Origin of the sequence: Nocardia sp. NPDC057353, from assembly GCF_042667085.1 — a bacterium.
Lineage (GTDB): Bacteria > Actinomycetota > Actinomycetes > Mycobacteriales > Mycobacteriaceae > Nocardia.
Map to the genome: position 1 here is coordinate 59,684 of NZ_JBHVAK010000034.1, position 12,960 is coordinate 72,643.

Below are 12,960 nucleotides of genomic sequence, written 5' to 3' on the forward strand. Positions count from 1 at the left end.
GACGTGACCGGGTCAGGTGGTGCCGCGACGGCGGCCGGAGCGACGGCGGGGGCACCGGGCGGCGGGGGCGCGCTCCGGGCCTGGCAGCGGCGCGCGCTGACCAAGTACCTGACCGCCAAGCCGCGGGACTTCCTCGCGGTGGCGACCCCGGGCGCGGGCAAGACCACCTTCGCGCTGCGGGTCGCGGCCGAGCTGCTCGCCGACCGCACCGTCGACCAGATCACCGTGGTCGCGCCGACCGAGCACCTGAAGCACCAGTGGGCGCAGTCCGCGGCGCGCTCCGGGATCGCGCTGGACTCGCGGTTCTCCAACACCACCGGCGGCACCTCCGGCGACTACCACGGCGTGGTGGTGACCTACGCCCAGGTGGCGGCGCACCCGTTCAAGCACCGGGTGCGCACCGAGAACAAGCGCACGCTGGTGATCCTGGACGAGGTGCACCACGCGGGCGACGCCAAGAGCTGGGGCGAGGCCGTGGCCGAGGCCTTCGGCGACGCCACCCGCAGGCTGGCGCTGACCGGCACCCCGTTCCGCAGCGACGACAGCAAGATCCCGTTCATCGTCTACGAGCCGGACGAGTCCGGCTTCGACCGCTCCCGCGCCGACCACTCCTACGGCTACGCCGACGCGCTCGCCGACGGCGTGGTGCGCCCGGTGGTCTTCCTGGCCTACTCCGGCGAGGCGCACTGGCGGGACAGCGCGGGCGAGGAGTACAGCGCCCGGCTCGGCGAGCCGCTGAACGCCGAGCACACCGCGCGCGCCTGGCGGACCGCGCTCGACCCGGCGGGCGACTGGATGTCCAAGGTGCTGCAGGCCGCCGACACCAGGCTGCGGCAGCTGCGCAGCTCCGGCATGCCGGACGCGGGCGGCCTCGTCATCGCCACCGACCAGGAGCGGGCCCGCGACTACGCCGAGCTGCTGGAGCACATCTCCGGCCGCAGACCGGCGCTCGTGCTCTCCGACGACCCCACCTCGTCGGCCCGGATCGGCAGCTTCGCCGCGGGCGACGAGCCGTGGATGGTGGCGGTGCGCATGGTCTCCGAGGGCGTCGACGTGCCGCGGCTCGCGGTCGGGGTCTACGCCACCAGCGCCTCGACCCCGCTCTACTTCGCCCAGGCCATCGGGCGGTTCGTGCGCGCCAGGCAGCCGGGGGAGACGGCCAGCGTCTTCCTGCCCTCGGTGCCGGTGCTGCTCGACCTCGCCGCCCAGCTGGAGCTGCAGCGCGACCACGTCATCGGCAAGCCGCACCGGCAGGCCGAGGGGCTCGAGGACGCGCTGCTGGAACAGGCGAACAAGCAGCACGACGAGCCCGGCGAGGAGGAGAAGCCGTTCGTCGCGCTGGCCGCCGACGCCGAGCTGGACCAGGTGATCTACGACGGCTCCTCGTTCGGCACCGCCACCTTCACCGGCAGCGCGGAGGAGGCCGACTACCTCGGCATCCCCGGGCTGCTGGACGCGGAGCAGATGCGCGCGCTGCTGCGCGAGCGGCAGTCCAAGCAGGTGGCCGAGCGCTCGGCCGCTGCGCCGGTGGTCCCCGATCCCGCCCCGCAGGCCGCGGCCGCCGCCGACCGGGTCGCCACCGCCGACCAGCTCGGCGGGTTGCGCCGCGAGCTGAACAGCCTGGTCGCCATGCACCACCACCGCACCGGCAAGCCGCACGGGGTGATCCACGGCGAGCTGCGCCGCGAGTGCGGGGGGCCGCCCACCGCGCTCGCCAGCGCCGACCAGCTGCACGAGCGGATCGCGGCGCTGCGCCGCCGATAGTGCGGTCGCCGCGGCCCTGCCGCAGGCAAGGCGGCCGCGGTAGCGATGGTCGCGCCGGTACCGCCGGAGGGACACCGTCTCGGCACGTGAGGTCCGGCGCACCGGTACCCGGCGGTGCTCACGGCGGCGCGTCGAACCAGCCTTCGGCGTCCATCGCGTCGAGCGGGATCCAGCGGCGTGGTGCCGCGGCGACGTCCTCCGGCTCGCCGGACGCGGGGTCGAGGAAGCCGCCGACCCGAAGCGCCAGCGCGGGGTCGGCGTCGACCTGCCTGGCCAGCTCGTAGCAGAGCGCGAGCAGGTGCACGCAGCGCTCCTTCCTGGCGGCGCAGGAGCAGTCGGTGGCGGCGAGCACCGGGGCCGGGTCGATCCCGGCCGCGCGCAGCGCCGCGTGCGCGTCGTCACCGAGCAGCGCGGGGTCGGGCACCAGCCCGGCCACGGCGGCGCGGGCGTCCCGGCCGGGCGCCGCCACCTCGAGGTGCGTCACCGACGCCTGGCCGCCGCGCTGGATGGTGGCCCGCACCACCCGGCCGTCGATCACGGCCCGCACCCCGCCGTTGCGCGCGATGCTGCGCGCGCGGGGCAGCAGCGGCTCCGGCCGGGTGCTGCGCAGCGGCTCGGCGAGCCGCACCCAGTCCATGCCCCACCGGGTGTACCCGAACTCGTTCTCCGCCATCACTCCGCCTCCCTGGACCGGCGCAGGATCGCCATCAGCCCGGCGTCGTCCAGCCTGGCCAGCGCCGCGATCCCCGCGCTGTCGCCGAGGTCGGTGAGTGCCGCCTTGCGGTCGTGCAGCCGGGCGATGTGCTCCTCCACGGTGGTGGCGGTGGTGAGCGTGGTGACGGTGACCGTCCGGGTCTGCCCGATCCGGTGCACCCGGTCGGTGGCCTGGGCCTCCACCGCCGGGTTCCACCAGCGGTCGACGTGCACCACGTCGGCGGCGCGGGTCAGGGTGAGCCCGGTGCCCGCCGCGCGCAGGCTCAGCACCAGCACCGGCGGGCCGTCCCGGTGCTGGAAGTCGCGCACGATCGCGGCCCTGGCGGCGCGGTCGAGCCCGCCGTGCAGGAAGGGGACGGCGAGCCCGAAGGTCTCGGCGAAGTGCCGGACCAGCAGCTCGCCCGCGCCGCGGTACTGGGTGAAGAGCAGGGTGGGGGCATCGTTGGCCAGGTTGGCCGCCACGATGTCGGTGCAGAGGTCGATCTTGCCGGAGCGGCCCGCGATCTCGGCCAGGTCGCCGGTGAGCAGCCCGGGGTGGTCGCAGACCTGCTTGAGCGCGGTGAGCGCCGCCAGCACCCGGCCGTGCCGCTGCAGCCCGGTGCCGAACCCGGTGTCCGCGGCCTCGGCCAGCACCCGGTCGTAGAGCGCCGCCTGCTCGGCGGTGAGGTCGCAGAGCAGGTCGGTGTGGATCTTGGCGGGCAGCCCGACCGCCACCTGGGTCTTGCGGCGGGCCAGCAGCACCGGCTCGATGGCGTCGCGCAGCCGGGCGGCCGCGCCCGCGTCGCCCTCGGCGATGGGTTTGGCGTAGCGCCGCCGGAACTGGCTGCGGTGCGCGAAGAGCCGCGGCGCCACCAGGTGCAGCAGCGCCCAGAGTTCGTCCAGGTCGTTCTCCACCGGGGTGCCGGTGAGCGCGACCCGCGCCGCGGTCTCCAGCCCGCGCGCCGCCGCCGCCACCTGCGTGCGCGGATTCTTGAGCGCCTGCGCCTCGTCGAAAACGACGGTCTCCCAGCATAATCCGGTCAGCCTGCGGTGGTGCAGCCGGAGCGTTGGGTAACCGGTGACCAGCACCGTGCCCGGCTCGGCCACCGGTGCCCCGCCGCGCCACGCGCGCGCCGTCAGCTCAGGGGCGAAGCGGCCGATCTCGTGAATCCAGTTGCCCACCAGCGAGGTCGGCGCCACCACGAGGGCGGGGCCCGCCGCCCGGTCGGCCAGGAAGCCGATGGCCTGCACCGTCTTGCCCAGCCCCATCTCGTCCGCCAGGATCGCCCCGCCGTGCGCCGCGACCGTCTCGTGCAGCCAGCCGATGCCGCGCGCCTGGTACGGCCGCAGGTCGGCCCGCAACCGGCCCGCCAGCCGCGCCGTGACGGCGGCGGTCTCCCTGGCGACGGCCAGCGCGCGCTCCGGGGCCAGGACCGCGGTGCCGGTGGCATTGGGCACGGCGTGCGCCGCGGGCGGCAGCGCCGGGGTGCACGCCGGATCGGCGAGCGCGGCGGCCAGGGCCGCGTAGGAGGGCGCACCGGTCCGCGCGCCCGCGGTGAACTCGTCCGGGGTCAGCAGCGCGCAGTCGACCTCGGTGACCGCGAGGCCGTCCGGTCCCGGCAGCACGAGCGGCAGCGTCTCCCGCTCCCCGACGTCCGGCGGCGCGCCGGAGCGGGTCCACAGCGCGACGAGGTGCCGGTCGGGCAGATAGGTGGCCTGCAGTGCGGACAGGGTACGACCCCTCTCGAAGAACAACGTATGGTGTACGAGAAATCGACAACGTACACCGTACGGGATTTGTTCCCGGAAAGGGGTGCCGTGGCCGAGCCGACCGCCGACGAGCGCGCCCGGCGCCTCGTGGCCCTGCTGTGGCGGCGCCACCTCCCTCCGCGCCGCACCGCCCGCGGCCCCCGCCCCGCGGTGGACGTGGACGCGGTGATCGCCGCCGCGATCGCGCTGGCCGACCGGGACGGCCTGGCCGGGGTCTCCATCCGCGCGGTCGCCGCCGAGCTCGGGCTGCGCCCCATGAGCCTGTACACCTACGTCCCGGGCAAGGACGAGCTGATCGCCGCCATGGTGGACGAGCTCGCCGCCGCGGACGCCCCGCTCCCGGACGCCGCCCCCCGCGCGCGCCTCGCCGCGGTGGCCCGCCAGGTGCGCGCCGAGCTGCTCGCGCACCCCTGGCTGCTGGAGGTCTCCCCGTGGCGCCTGGTGCTCGGCCCGGGCAGGCTGCGCCGCTACGACCGGCACCTGAGCGCACTGGCCGGGCTCGGCCTCGACGATGTCGCCACGGACCGCGCGGTGCGCGTGCTGACCGAGTTCGCCACCGGCAACGCGGGGACGGCGGTGGCCGCGCGCCGGGCCGGGGACGACGCGGCCTGGTGGGCGGCGCACGGCCCGCTGCTCGCCGCCGTCATGCCGGAGCGCGAGTTCCCGACGGCGGCGCGGGTCGGGGCGGCGGTGGGGGAGCGGTACCAGGCGCCGGGCGACCCGGACGGTGACTTCGAGTACGGCCTGAACGTGCTCGTCGAGGGCATCCTGCTGCGCGGAAAGCGGCCGTGACCTCCGGAAACCAGAACAGCGGGCGATCCGGAGGGGATCGCCCGCTGTCGCGGATTCTATTGTCGGATGCTGTTGTGTCGGACGCGAGGACGGGGTCTACAGAGCGGGAGCGGATTCCGTGTCGATCACGGCGTCCAGCTCGCGCAGGCGCTCCATGTGCTCGTTCGCGTGGTGCTGGCAGAAGAGCAACTCTCCACCCGCGGGCAGAACGGCACGCACTCGGGCAGCCGCCCCGCACCGGTCGCAGCGATCGACCGCGGTCAGTGGGGTGCTGGTCAGGGTTCCTGGCATGACTCCTCCGTCCTGGCTTCCGGCACACAGTCCGTTCACCTGGTGTCGGGCCCGTGGTCACTCCGCGGGCTCACATCCGCTACTTCCCAGCAGTGGTATGACTACTCTGACAGACGTTCGGGGCCCGGGGTTTGTTCCCGGTGAGTATCCGATGTGTTTTCGATAACACGACCAGGGGTTTCCGCCGTGGGCGAACACTCCCGCTCCGCGTCCGAACGCACGTGAATCCCGTACTCGAACAGTCCGATCCAGTTGTCTATCGGGAGACTACCCGTGACCTATGACACTCACACCCTGGTTCACCTCTGCACGCTGGCGGAATGGCTGGCGGCGCGGAGGTCGGGGGAGCTGCGCCCGGCCTCGCTGGACGCGGTCGGGTTCGTGCACCTCTCCACCCCGCGGCAGGTGCACCTGCCCGCCAACCGATTGTTCTCCGGCCGACGGGATCTCGTGCTGCTCCGGATCGACCCGGCGCGGCTCGGCGCACCGGTGCAGTGGGAGCCGGGGGTCCCCACCGACCCGGAGTCCATGCTCTTCCCGCACCTCTACGGCCCGCTGCCCGCGGGCGCGGTGACCGCGATCGACGAGTACCGGCCGGACGACGCGGGCGTCTTCGCGCCGCTCGCGCGTTAGCGCACGCCGCGCGCGACGATGGCGGCCTGCACGCGGGAGCGCACGCCGAGCTTCGTCAGTACCCGGGAGACGTGCGTCTTCACCGTGGTCTCGCCGATGAAGAGCCGGGCCGCGATCTCCGCGTTCGACAGGCCGTCGCCGAGGCAGGCCAGCACCTCGCGCTCGCGCTCGGTGAGCTCGGCCAGCCCGGGCGGCTCGGCGGTCCCCGCGCCGCCGCTCGCGGCCGCGGCGGCGATCACGCTGCGGGTGACCTCAGGGGCGAGCACGCCGTCCCCGGCGGCGACCGCGCGCACCGCCCGCACCAGCGCAGGCCCGGAGGCGGACTTGAGCACGAAGCCCGCCGCCCCGGCGCGCAGCGCGCCGAAGACGTAGTCGTCCAGGTCGAAGGTGGTCAGCACGAGCACCCTGGCGCTGCCGTCGGCGGTGATCCGCTCGGTGGCGCTGATGCCGTCCATGCCGGGCATCCGGATGTCCATGAGCACCACGTCCGGGCGCAGCGCGCGCGCCTGCGCCACCGCGACCTCGCCGTCCGCGGCCTCGCCGACCACCTCCAGATCGGGCTCGGCGGCCAGGATCATCCGCAGCCCGGCCCGGATCGCGCCGTGGTCGTCGGCGATCAGCAGCCGCGTCGGCACGGTCACCGCCCGATCCCCGCTGCCGCGGCGGTGCGCAGCGGGAGTTCGGCGCGCACCTCCCAGTGGTCGCCGTCCGGTCCGGCGTCGAGGTGCCCGCCGAGCGCGGCGGCCCGCTCGCGCATGTTGAGCAGGCCGCGCGGGGTGGTCCCGGTCGGCGCGGGGCCGCCGGGCGGCAGCGGGTTGCGCACCAGCAGCCGCAGCGCCGCCGGGTCGGCCGCCAGCTCGATCCGCACCGGCGCACCGGCGGCGTGCTTCATGGCATTGGTCAGCGCCTCCTGCGCGATGCGGAAGGCGGCCTGGTCCACCGCGGCGGGCAGCGCGCCGGCCGGGCGGCGGTCGTCGAGCGCGATCGCGAGTCCGGCGGCGCGCACGGTCGCCACCAGCCGGGGCAGCTGCTCGAGGCCGCCGGGGGCGGTCCGGTCGTCGGCGCCGCCGTCGTCCCGGCCGAGCAACCCGATCATGGTGCGCATCTCCCGCAGCGCGTCGACGCTGTGCTCCCGGATCGAGCCGACGATGCCCGCCAGCGCGGGGTCGGCCTGCCCCCTGGCCAGCATGCCGAGCGCCGCCTCGGACTGGATGGCGATGGCGGAGAGCTGCCCGGCCACGACGTCGTGCAGGTCGCGGGCCATGGTGCGGCGCTCGTCGGCGACGGCCGCCATCCGGTCCAGCTCGGCCACCCGCTGCTGCGCCGCCGCCCGCGCCCGTGCGGTGTCGGCGATCTCCTGGTGCTGGCGCACCGAGGAGCCCCACCAGACCGGCGTCGCGACGAAGGCGAAGGCGAGGGTGGCCGCGACCGCCGTCGCGCGCAGGTCGCGGGTGAGCACCGCGGTCGCCGCGATGAGCAGCAGCGCCAGCCCGCCGCAGGCGACGACGACGACCCAGGCGCGCTCCCGCCGGGCGTACAGCACCGCCGCGTAGATCAGGTCGGAGTAGATGAGCCAGACCGGGATGGTGGGGCCGAGCGCCAGGTCGACCCCCAGCGGGATCAGCCCGAAGAGCAGCGCGGCGATCGGCGCCCGGCGGCGCAGCAGCGAGGCCGCGCAGAGCAGCAGCACCAGCCCGAAGCGCCAGGCGAGCGGCGCCTCGGTGGCCGCGGGCGTGAACGGGTAGAGCCCGGAGACGAGCAGCGCGGTGCCGATCAGGCAGGTGGTGACCGCGACCGCGGTGTCCCGCGTCGCGGGCGTCATCGCCTCCCAGCGGCGCCGGATGGTCGTGCGCCCCCGCGTTTCCCCCGCTCTGTGCAGCCGCACCAGCCACTCCGTCCGGATCGGGTCGTGCTCCGAGTTCCCATCTCAGCACAGCTGCGCGCGCGGGGAATCCGCCGAACGGACGAGCCGGACGGTCCGTATGACCGAGCGCCGTCGGCAGGTCTACGCTGGAACCCGTGAACGTCGATGTCACCGCGCTGCCCGGGATCGGGGTGCGCAAGGACTTCCAGGCCCGGTCCGGCCGCCGGATCGGGGTGGTCGACCACCGCGACGGCGGCATCGACCTGATCGTCTCCAAGCTGGACGACCCGGACGCCTGCGCCGCCGAGATCCCGCTCTCGGCGGACGAGGCGGCGGTGCTGGCCAACCTGCTCGGTGCGCCGCAGCTCGTCGCCCAGCTGCGCGAGGATCACCGCGACATGCCCGGCATCCTGACCAGGCAGCTGCCGATCCAGGCGGACTCCCCGTACGAGGGCCGCTCGCTGGGGGAGACCGGCATGCGCACCCGCACCAAGGCGTCGATCGTCGCCGTGATGCGAGCGGGGCAGGTCTACCCCTCACCCGGCCCCGACTTCACCTTCGGTGCCGACGACCTGCTCGTGGTCGTCGGAACGCCCGAGGGGCTCGACGCGGCCGCGAAGATCCTCACGCACGGATAGCCGATGGACGGCACCGCGCTCGCGTTGCTCGAGCTCGGTGCGGTGCTGTTCGTCCTCGGTCTGCTGGGCCGGGTGGCCGGGCGCGCCGGGATGTCGCCGATCCCGCTCTACCTGCTCGGCGGGCTCGCCTTCGGGCAGGGCGGGTTCGCGGAGCTCAGCGCGGCCAACGACTTCGGCCACCTGGCCGCCGAGATCGGCGTCGTGCTGCTGCTGTTGCTGCTCGGGCTGGAGTACACCGCGCCGGAGCTGGTCACCGGGTTGCGCCGCTCCTGGCCCGCCGGGCTGGTCGACCTGGTCGCCAATGCCACGCCGGGCGCGGTGGTGGCGCTGCTGCTCGGCTGGGGCGCCACCGGCGCCATCACCATGGCCGGGGTCACCTACATCTCGTCCTCCGGGATCGTCGCCAAGGTCCTCGCCGACCTGGGCAGGCTCGGCAACCGGGAGACCCCGGTGGTGCTCTCCGTGCTGGTCTTCGAGGACCTGGCGATGGCGGTGTACCTGCCGATCCTGACCACCGTGCTGGCCGGGTTGAGCGTCCTCAGCGGGTTGCGTGCGCTCGGCACCGCGCTGGCCTGCGTCACCGTGGTGCTGCTGCTCGCGCTGCGCTACGGGCGGCAGGTCTCGGCGCTGCTGGCCAGCGACGACCGCGAGGTGTTCCTGCTCGAGCTGCTCGGGGCCGCGCTGCTGGTGGCCGGGGTGGCGTCCGCGCTGCACGTCTCGGCGGCGGTCGGGGCGTTCCTGCTCGGCATCGCCATCTCCGGGGCGACCGCGCGGCAGGCGGTGAAGCTGCTGGAGCCGCTGCGGGATCTCTTCGCCGCCATCTTCTTCGTGGCGTTCGGGTTGAACACCGACCCGGCGACGATCCCGCCGGTGCTCGGCTGGGCGGTGGCGCTGGCGGTCGTCAGCACGGTGACCAAGGTGGCGACCGGGTGGTGGGCGGCGGGCCGCCAGGGAATCCGGCCGCCGGGGCGGGCCAGGGCGGGGGCGGCGCTGGTGGCGCGCGGCGAGTTCTCCGTGGTGATCGCCGGGCTCGCCATCGGGATCGGCACCGCCGCCACCGAACTCGCCGCGCTGGCCTCGGCCTACGTCCTGCTCATGGCGGTGATCGGGCCGATCGCGGCGCGGCTCGCCGAGCCCGCGTACGCGCTGCTGCACCGCCCCCCGCCCGCCGCCGCCCTCGGCGTGTGAATTCGCGAACGTGTCCGGCCCGTGCTCATCAGGGCGCGCGCCGGGCGCGTCGGCGCTGGAAGGCACTGCCCCCCGCACCGGCGACGAGGCCGATACCGGCGGCGCACAGGTGCCCGTAGTCGGTGAAGGTCGGCCCGATCCAGTAGGCCGCCGCCAGCACGGCGACCAGCGTCCCGGCCCAGACCAGCCGCAGCCCGCCGCGGAAGAGGAACGCCATCGCCGCCATGATCGCCGTCGCCCCGTAGCTGCTGCCGACGTCGGGCGCCACCGCCACCCGGTACGGGATGACGCCGCGGTCGATGCCGTAGGAGATGGCGGTGACGGTGAGCAGCGTCGCCCCCACGTGCCCGATCGCGAAGAGCGCGATCCAGCGCGCGGTCCCGAGCCTGCGCTCGGCGAACGCCGTGACCAGCAGGAACTGCGGCAGCACCCAGTACGGGAAGCCGCCCTCGGTCCAGAACGCCGACGCCACCAGCACCTGGATCGGGTTCTCCTCCATGTTGCGCAGGTTGGTCGAGGCGGAGAGGATCAGCGCCCGCTCGGCCTCCGGGCCCAGCCCGCGCAGCGTCCACCAGGTGACCAGCAGCGTGAAGACGTAGGCGGTGCTCGCGGGAGCGGCCGCGAGGTGCGCCCGCAGCGCCGGGCCGATCCGGCGCGGCAGCCCGGGAGCGCGCAGCCACGCGCCGACCGCCCGCACGCAGTCGGCCGCGTCCAGGGTGCGCAACCACGGTGCTGGCGGCGAGTCGGGCACCGGACCAGTCTGCCGCAGCCCCGCTCGGAATCCGCTCGCGCGCGCCGGTGCCGGGGCTACCCTGACGGAATGCGGCGCACCAGGGCAGTCGAGATCCAGCGGGCCGACCTCACCGGCTACGAGCCCGTCGGCACCGTCGAGCTGGCGCTGAACCGGTACGGCCACAGCGACATCCACCGCGCCGTCGAGGAGATCGCCAGGGCCGCGGCCGCGGCGGGCGGCGACCACTTCTACGTCGCGGAATCGCTCGGCGACCGGATCGTCGCGGTGGTCTGCCGCCGTCGCTGACCCGTAACGCCGCGGCAACACCGACGGCCGAGAATCGGGACCACCCGGTGCAGGGCCGGGAGGAGGGAGCGAGGAGTGACCACCTTCACGCAGCCGCTGCGCGGCACCGGCTACCGCTTCGACGGGCTGGTGGAGCTGCTGGCCAAGGCCTCGCCGCGGCGCAGCGGGGACGAGCTCGCGGGCTGCGCCGCGGAGTCCGACGCCGAGCGCGCCGCCGCGCAGTGGGCGCTCGCCGACGTCCCGCTCACCACCATCCTGGACGAGCCCGTCGTCCCGCCCGAGTCCGACGAGGTCACCCGGCTGATCCTGGAGCGGCACGACCGCGCCGCCTTCGCCCCGATCGCCGGGCTCACCGTCGGCGGGCTGCGCGACCACCTGCTCACCGTCGCCGCCACCGACACCGCCGCGGCCACGCTGCGCGCGCTCGCCCCCGGCCTCACCCCGGAGCTGGTCGCCGCGGTCTCCAAACTCATGCGCAACCAGGACCTGATCGCGGTCGCCGCCGCCGCGGAGGTGACCAGCGCCTTCCGCACCACCATCGGCACGCCGGGCACGCTGGCCACCCGGCTGCAGCCGAACCACCCCACCGACGACCCCCGCGGCATCGCCGCCGCGGTGCTGGACGGGCTGCTGCTCGGCTGCGGCGACGCGGTGATCGGCATCAACCCGGCCACCGACTCCCCGCGCGCCGCGGGCGAGCTGCTCCGGCTGCTGGACGACGTCCGCACCCGCTTCGACATCCCCGTGCAGTCCTGCGTGCTCGCGCACATCACCACCACGCTCCGGCTGATCGAGACCGGCGCCCCGGTGGACCTGGTCTTCCAGTCGGTGGCCGGGACCGAGGGCGCCAACCGGAGTTTCGGGGTCGACCTGGCGCTGCTGCGCGAGGGCGCGGCGGCGGCGCGCGCGCTGGGCCGCGGCACCGTCGGCGGCAATGTCATGTACCTGGAGACCGGACAGGGCTCGGCGCTCTCGGCGGGCGCGCACCTCGGCACCGGCGGCCGCCCGGTCGACCAGCAGACGCTGGAGGCCCGCGCCTACGCCGTCGCGCGCGAGCTGGACCCGCTGCTGGTGAACACCGTGGTCGGCTTCATCGGCCCGGAGTACCTCTACGACGGCAAGCAGATCGTCCGGGCCGGGCTGGAGGACCACTTCTGCGGCAAGCTGCTCGGCCTGCCGATGGGCGTCGACGTCTGCTACACCAACCACGCCGAGGCCGACCAGGACGACATGGACACCCTGCTCACCCTGCTCGGCGCGGCGGGCACCGCCTTCGTGATCGCGGTGCCGGGCGCCGACGACGTGATGCTCGGCTACCAGAGCCTGAGCTTCCACGACGTGCTGTACGCCAGGCGGGTGCTCGGGCTGCGCCCCGCGCCGGAGTTCGAGACCTGGCTGCACGGGCTCGGCATGATCGACGCGGGCGGCCGCATCCTCCCGGTCGACGCGGGCTCCTCGCCGCTGCGCGCGCTGGCGGCTCCGCGATGAGCGCGCCGGACTTCTGGGCCGCGCTGCGCGGCAGCACCAGGGCGCGGATCGGGCTGGGCCGGGCGGGCGACGCGCTGCCGACCGAGCGGGTGCTGGAGTTCCGCGCCGCGCACTCGGTCGCCCGCGACGCCGTGCACGCCGCGTTGGACACCGACGCCGTCACCGCCGACCTCGCCGCCCGCGGCCTCGGCGAGGCCGCCGTGGTCACCAGCCGGGCCCGCGACCGCGCCGAGTACCTGCGCCGCCCCGACCTCGGCAGGCTCCCCGGCTCGGAGCTCCCCGGCTCCGGGGACGAGAACGGCTCGTACGACGTGGGTTTCGTCCTCGCGGACGGCCTCTCCGCCTTCGCCGTCGCAGAGCACGGCCCGGCCACGCTCGAAGCGCTGGCGAAGCGGCTGCCCCCCGCGCTCACCGTTGCCCCGCCGGTCGTCGCCACCCAGGCCAGGGTGGCGCTCGGCGACCACATCGGCGCCGCGCTCGGCGTCACCACCCTGGTCCTGCTGATCGGCGAGCGCCCCGGCCTCTCGACCGCCGACAGCCTCGGCATCTACCTCACGCACCACCCGCGCCCCGGCCGCACCGACGCCGAACGCAACTGCCTGTCCAACATCCACCCGCCGGACGGCCTCGGCTACGACCGCGCCGCGCAGATCACCGCCGCCCTGATCGAGGGCGCGCGGGCGCTCGGCCGCTCCGGCGTCGACCTCAAGGACGACTCGCTGCCGCTCGACGCCGCGGACCGGGCCGAGCTGGGCTGACCCGGACACGCGGAAGGCCCCACGGCGAACACCGTGGGGCCT

The 12,960-nt window shown here is 75.1% G+C and carries 14 protein-coding genes; 8 read left to right on the forward strand and 6 right to left on the reverse strand.

Annotation, left to right across the window (positions count from 1 at the left end; translation table 11 throughout):
* Positions 1-3: 3 nt before the first annotated feature.
* Positions 4-1,764 carry a DEAD/DEAH box helicase gene (locus ACFUUZ_RS19125; protein ID WP_378697921.1) on the forward strand — a complete coding sequence of 587 codons (1,761 nt, stop codon included), beginning with the start codon at positions 4-6 and terminating at the stop codon, positions 1,762-1,764.
* Positions 1,765-1,882: 118 nt separating this feature from the next.
* Here the strand turns inward: ACFUUZ_RS19125 and ACFUUZ_RS19130 are convergent, their stop codons facing one another.
* The gene (locus ACFUUZ_RS19130; protein WP_378697923.1) at positions 1,883-2,437 is read right to left on the reverse strand and encodes a hypothetical protein; all 555 of its coding nucleotides are present in this window, start codon (positions 2,435-2,437) and stop codon (positions 1,883-1,885) included.
* Positions 2,437-4,164 (reverse strand): DEAD/DEAH box helicase, encoded by a 1,728-nt coding sequence (locus ACFUUZ_RS19135; RefSeq protein ID WP_378697950.1) that lies wholly within the window; start codon positions 4,162-4,164, stop codon positions 2,437-2,439. The genes ACFUUZ_RS19130 and ACFUUZ_RS19135 overlap by 1 nt, the downstream gene beginning before the upstream one ends.
* Before the next feature lie 111 nt (positions 4,165-4,275).
* Here ACFUUZ_RS19135 and ACFUUZ_RS19140 point away from each other — a divergent pair, with 111 nt between their 5' ends.
* On the forward strand, positions 4,276-5,019 hold the full coding sequence (locus tag ACFUUZ_RS19140) for a TetR/AcrR family transcriptional regulator (RefSeq protein WP_378697925.1): 744 nt from the start codon (positions 4,276-4,278) through the stop codon (positions 5,017-5,019).
* A gap of 96 nt (positions 5,020-5,115) precedes the next feature.
* On the opposite strand, the gene ACFUUZ_RS19145 is transcribed toward ACFUUZ_RS19140, so the two are convergent.
* Positions 5,116-5,310: a hypothetical protein gene (locus ACFUUZ_RS19145; RefSeq protein ID WP_030521621.1), complete on the reverse strand. Its 195-nt coding sequence runs from the start codon at positions 5,308-5,310 to the stop codon at positions 5,116-5,118.
* 273 nt (positions 5,311-5,583) lie between these two features.
* Here ACFUUZ_RS19145 and ACFUUZ_RS19150 point away from each other — a divergent pair, with 273 nt between their 5' ends.
* Positions 5,584-5,943: a DUF952 domain-containing protein gene (locus tag ACFUUZ_RS19150; RefSeq protein WP_378697928.1), complete on the forward strand. Its 360-nt coding sequence runs from the start codon at positions 5,584-5,586 to the stop codon at positions 5,941-5,943.
* Here the strand turns inward: ACFUUZ_RS19150 and ACFUUZ_RS19155 are convergent.
* Both ACFUUZ_RS19155 and ACFUUZ_RS19160 read right to left on the reverse strand, forming a co-directional pair.
* The gene (locus ACFUUZ_RS19155; protein ID WP_378697952.1) at positions 5,940-6,578 is read right to left on the reverse strand and encodes a response regulator; all 639 of its coding nucleotides are present in this window, start codon (positions 6,576-6,578) and stop codon (positions 5,940-5,942) included. The genes ACFUUZ_RS19150 and ACFUUZ_RS19155 overlap by 4 nt on opposite strands.
* Before the next feature lie 2 nt (positions 6,579-6,580).
* Positions 6,581-7,828, reverse strand: coding sequence for a sensor histidine kinase (locus ACFUUZ_RS19160; protein ID WP_378697931.1), 1,248 nt, complete (start codon positions 7,826-7,828; stop codon positions 6,581-6,583).
* A gap of 134 nt (positions 7,829-7,962) precedes the next feature.
* Here ACFUUZ_RS19160 and ACFUUZ_RS19165 point away from each other — a divergent pair, with 134 nt between their 5' ends.
* On the forward strand, positions 7,963-8,445 hold the full coding sequence (locus ACFUUZ_RS19165) for a cation:proton antiporter regulatory subunit (RefSeq protein WP_378697933.1): 483 nt from the start codon (positions 7,963-7,965) through the stop codon (positions 8,443-8,445).
* 3 nt (positions 8,446-8,448) lie between these two features.
* Positions 8,449-9,633, forward strand: a complete 1,185-nt coding sequence (locus ACFUUZ_RS19170; protein ID WP_378697935.1) for a cation:proton antiporter — start codon at positions 8,449-8,451, stop codon at positions 9,631-9,633.
* Between the two features lie 28 nt (positions 9,634-9,661).
* On the opposite strand, the gene ACFUUZ_RS19175 is transcribed toward ACFUUZ_RS19170, so the two are convergent.
* Positions 9,662-10,384 carry a rhomboid-like protein gene (locus tag ACFUUZ_RS19175; protein ID WP_378697937.1) on the reverse strand — a complete coding sequence of 241 codons (723 nt, stop codon included), beginning with the start codon at positions 10,382-10,384 and terminating at the stop codon, positions 9,662-9,664.
* Positions 10,385-10,453: 69 nt separating this feature from the next.
* Here ACFUUZ_RS19175 and ACFUUZ_RS19180 point away from each other — a divergent pair, with 69 nt between their 5' ends.
* The 3 genes from ACFUUZ_RS19180 to eutC all read left to right on the forward strand — a co-directional run bounded on the left by ACFUUZ_RS19180 (position 10,454) and on the right by eutC (position 12,918).
* Positions 10,454-10,672 carry a hypothetical protein gene (locus tag ACFUUZ_RS19180; RefSeq protein ID WP_378697939.1) on the forward strand — a complete coding sequence of 73 codons (219 nt, stop codon included), beginning with the start codon at positions 10,454-10,456 and terminating at the stop codon, positions 10,670-10,672.
* A gap of 75 nt (positions 10,673-10,747) precedes the next feature.
* Positions 10,748-12,160, forward strand: coding sequence for an ethanolamine ammonia-lyase subunit EutB (locus tag ACFUUZ_RS19185; protein ID WP_378697941.1), 1,413 nt, complete (start codon positions 10,748-10,750; stop codon positions 12,158-12,160).
* Positions 12,157-12,918: an ethanolamine ammonia-lyase subunit EutC gene (gene eutC, locus ACFUUZ_RS19190; RefSeq protein WP_378697943.1), complete on the forward strand. Its 762-nt coding sequence runs from the start codon at positions 12,157-12,159 to the stop codon at positions 12,916-12,918. The genes ACFUUZ_RS19185 and eutC overlap by 4 nt, the downstream gene beginning before the upstream one ends.
* Positions 12,919-12,960 lie beyond the last annotated feature (42 nt).

Excerpts from the sequence above, each read along its gene's own strand:
- ACFUUZ_RS19130 (WP_378697923.1), bottom strand. The coding sequence starts at position 2,437 with ATGGCGGAGAACGAGTTCGGGTACACCCGGTGGGGCATGGACTGGGTG.
- ACFUUZ_RS19145 (WP_030521621.1), bottom strand. The coding sequence starts at position 5,310 with ATGCCAGGAACCCTGACCAGCACCCCACTGACCGCGGTCGATCGCTGC.
- ACFUUZ_RS19170 (WP_378697935.1), top strand. The coding sequence starts at position 8,449 with ATGGACGGCACCGCGCTCGCGTTGCTCGAGCTCGGTGCGGTGCTGTTC.
- ACFUUZ_RS19180 (WP_378697939.1), top strand. The coding sequence starts at position 10,454 with ATGCGGCGCACCAGGGCAGTCGAGATCCAGCGGGCCGACCTCACCGGC.
- eutC (WP_378697943.1), top strand. The coding sequence starts at position 12,157 with ATGAGCGCGCCGGACTTCTGGGCCGCGCTGCGCGGCAGCACCAGGGCG.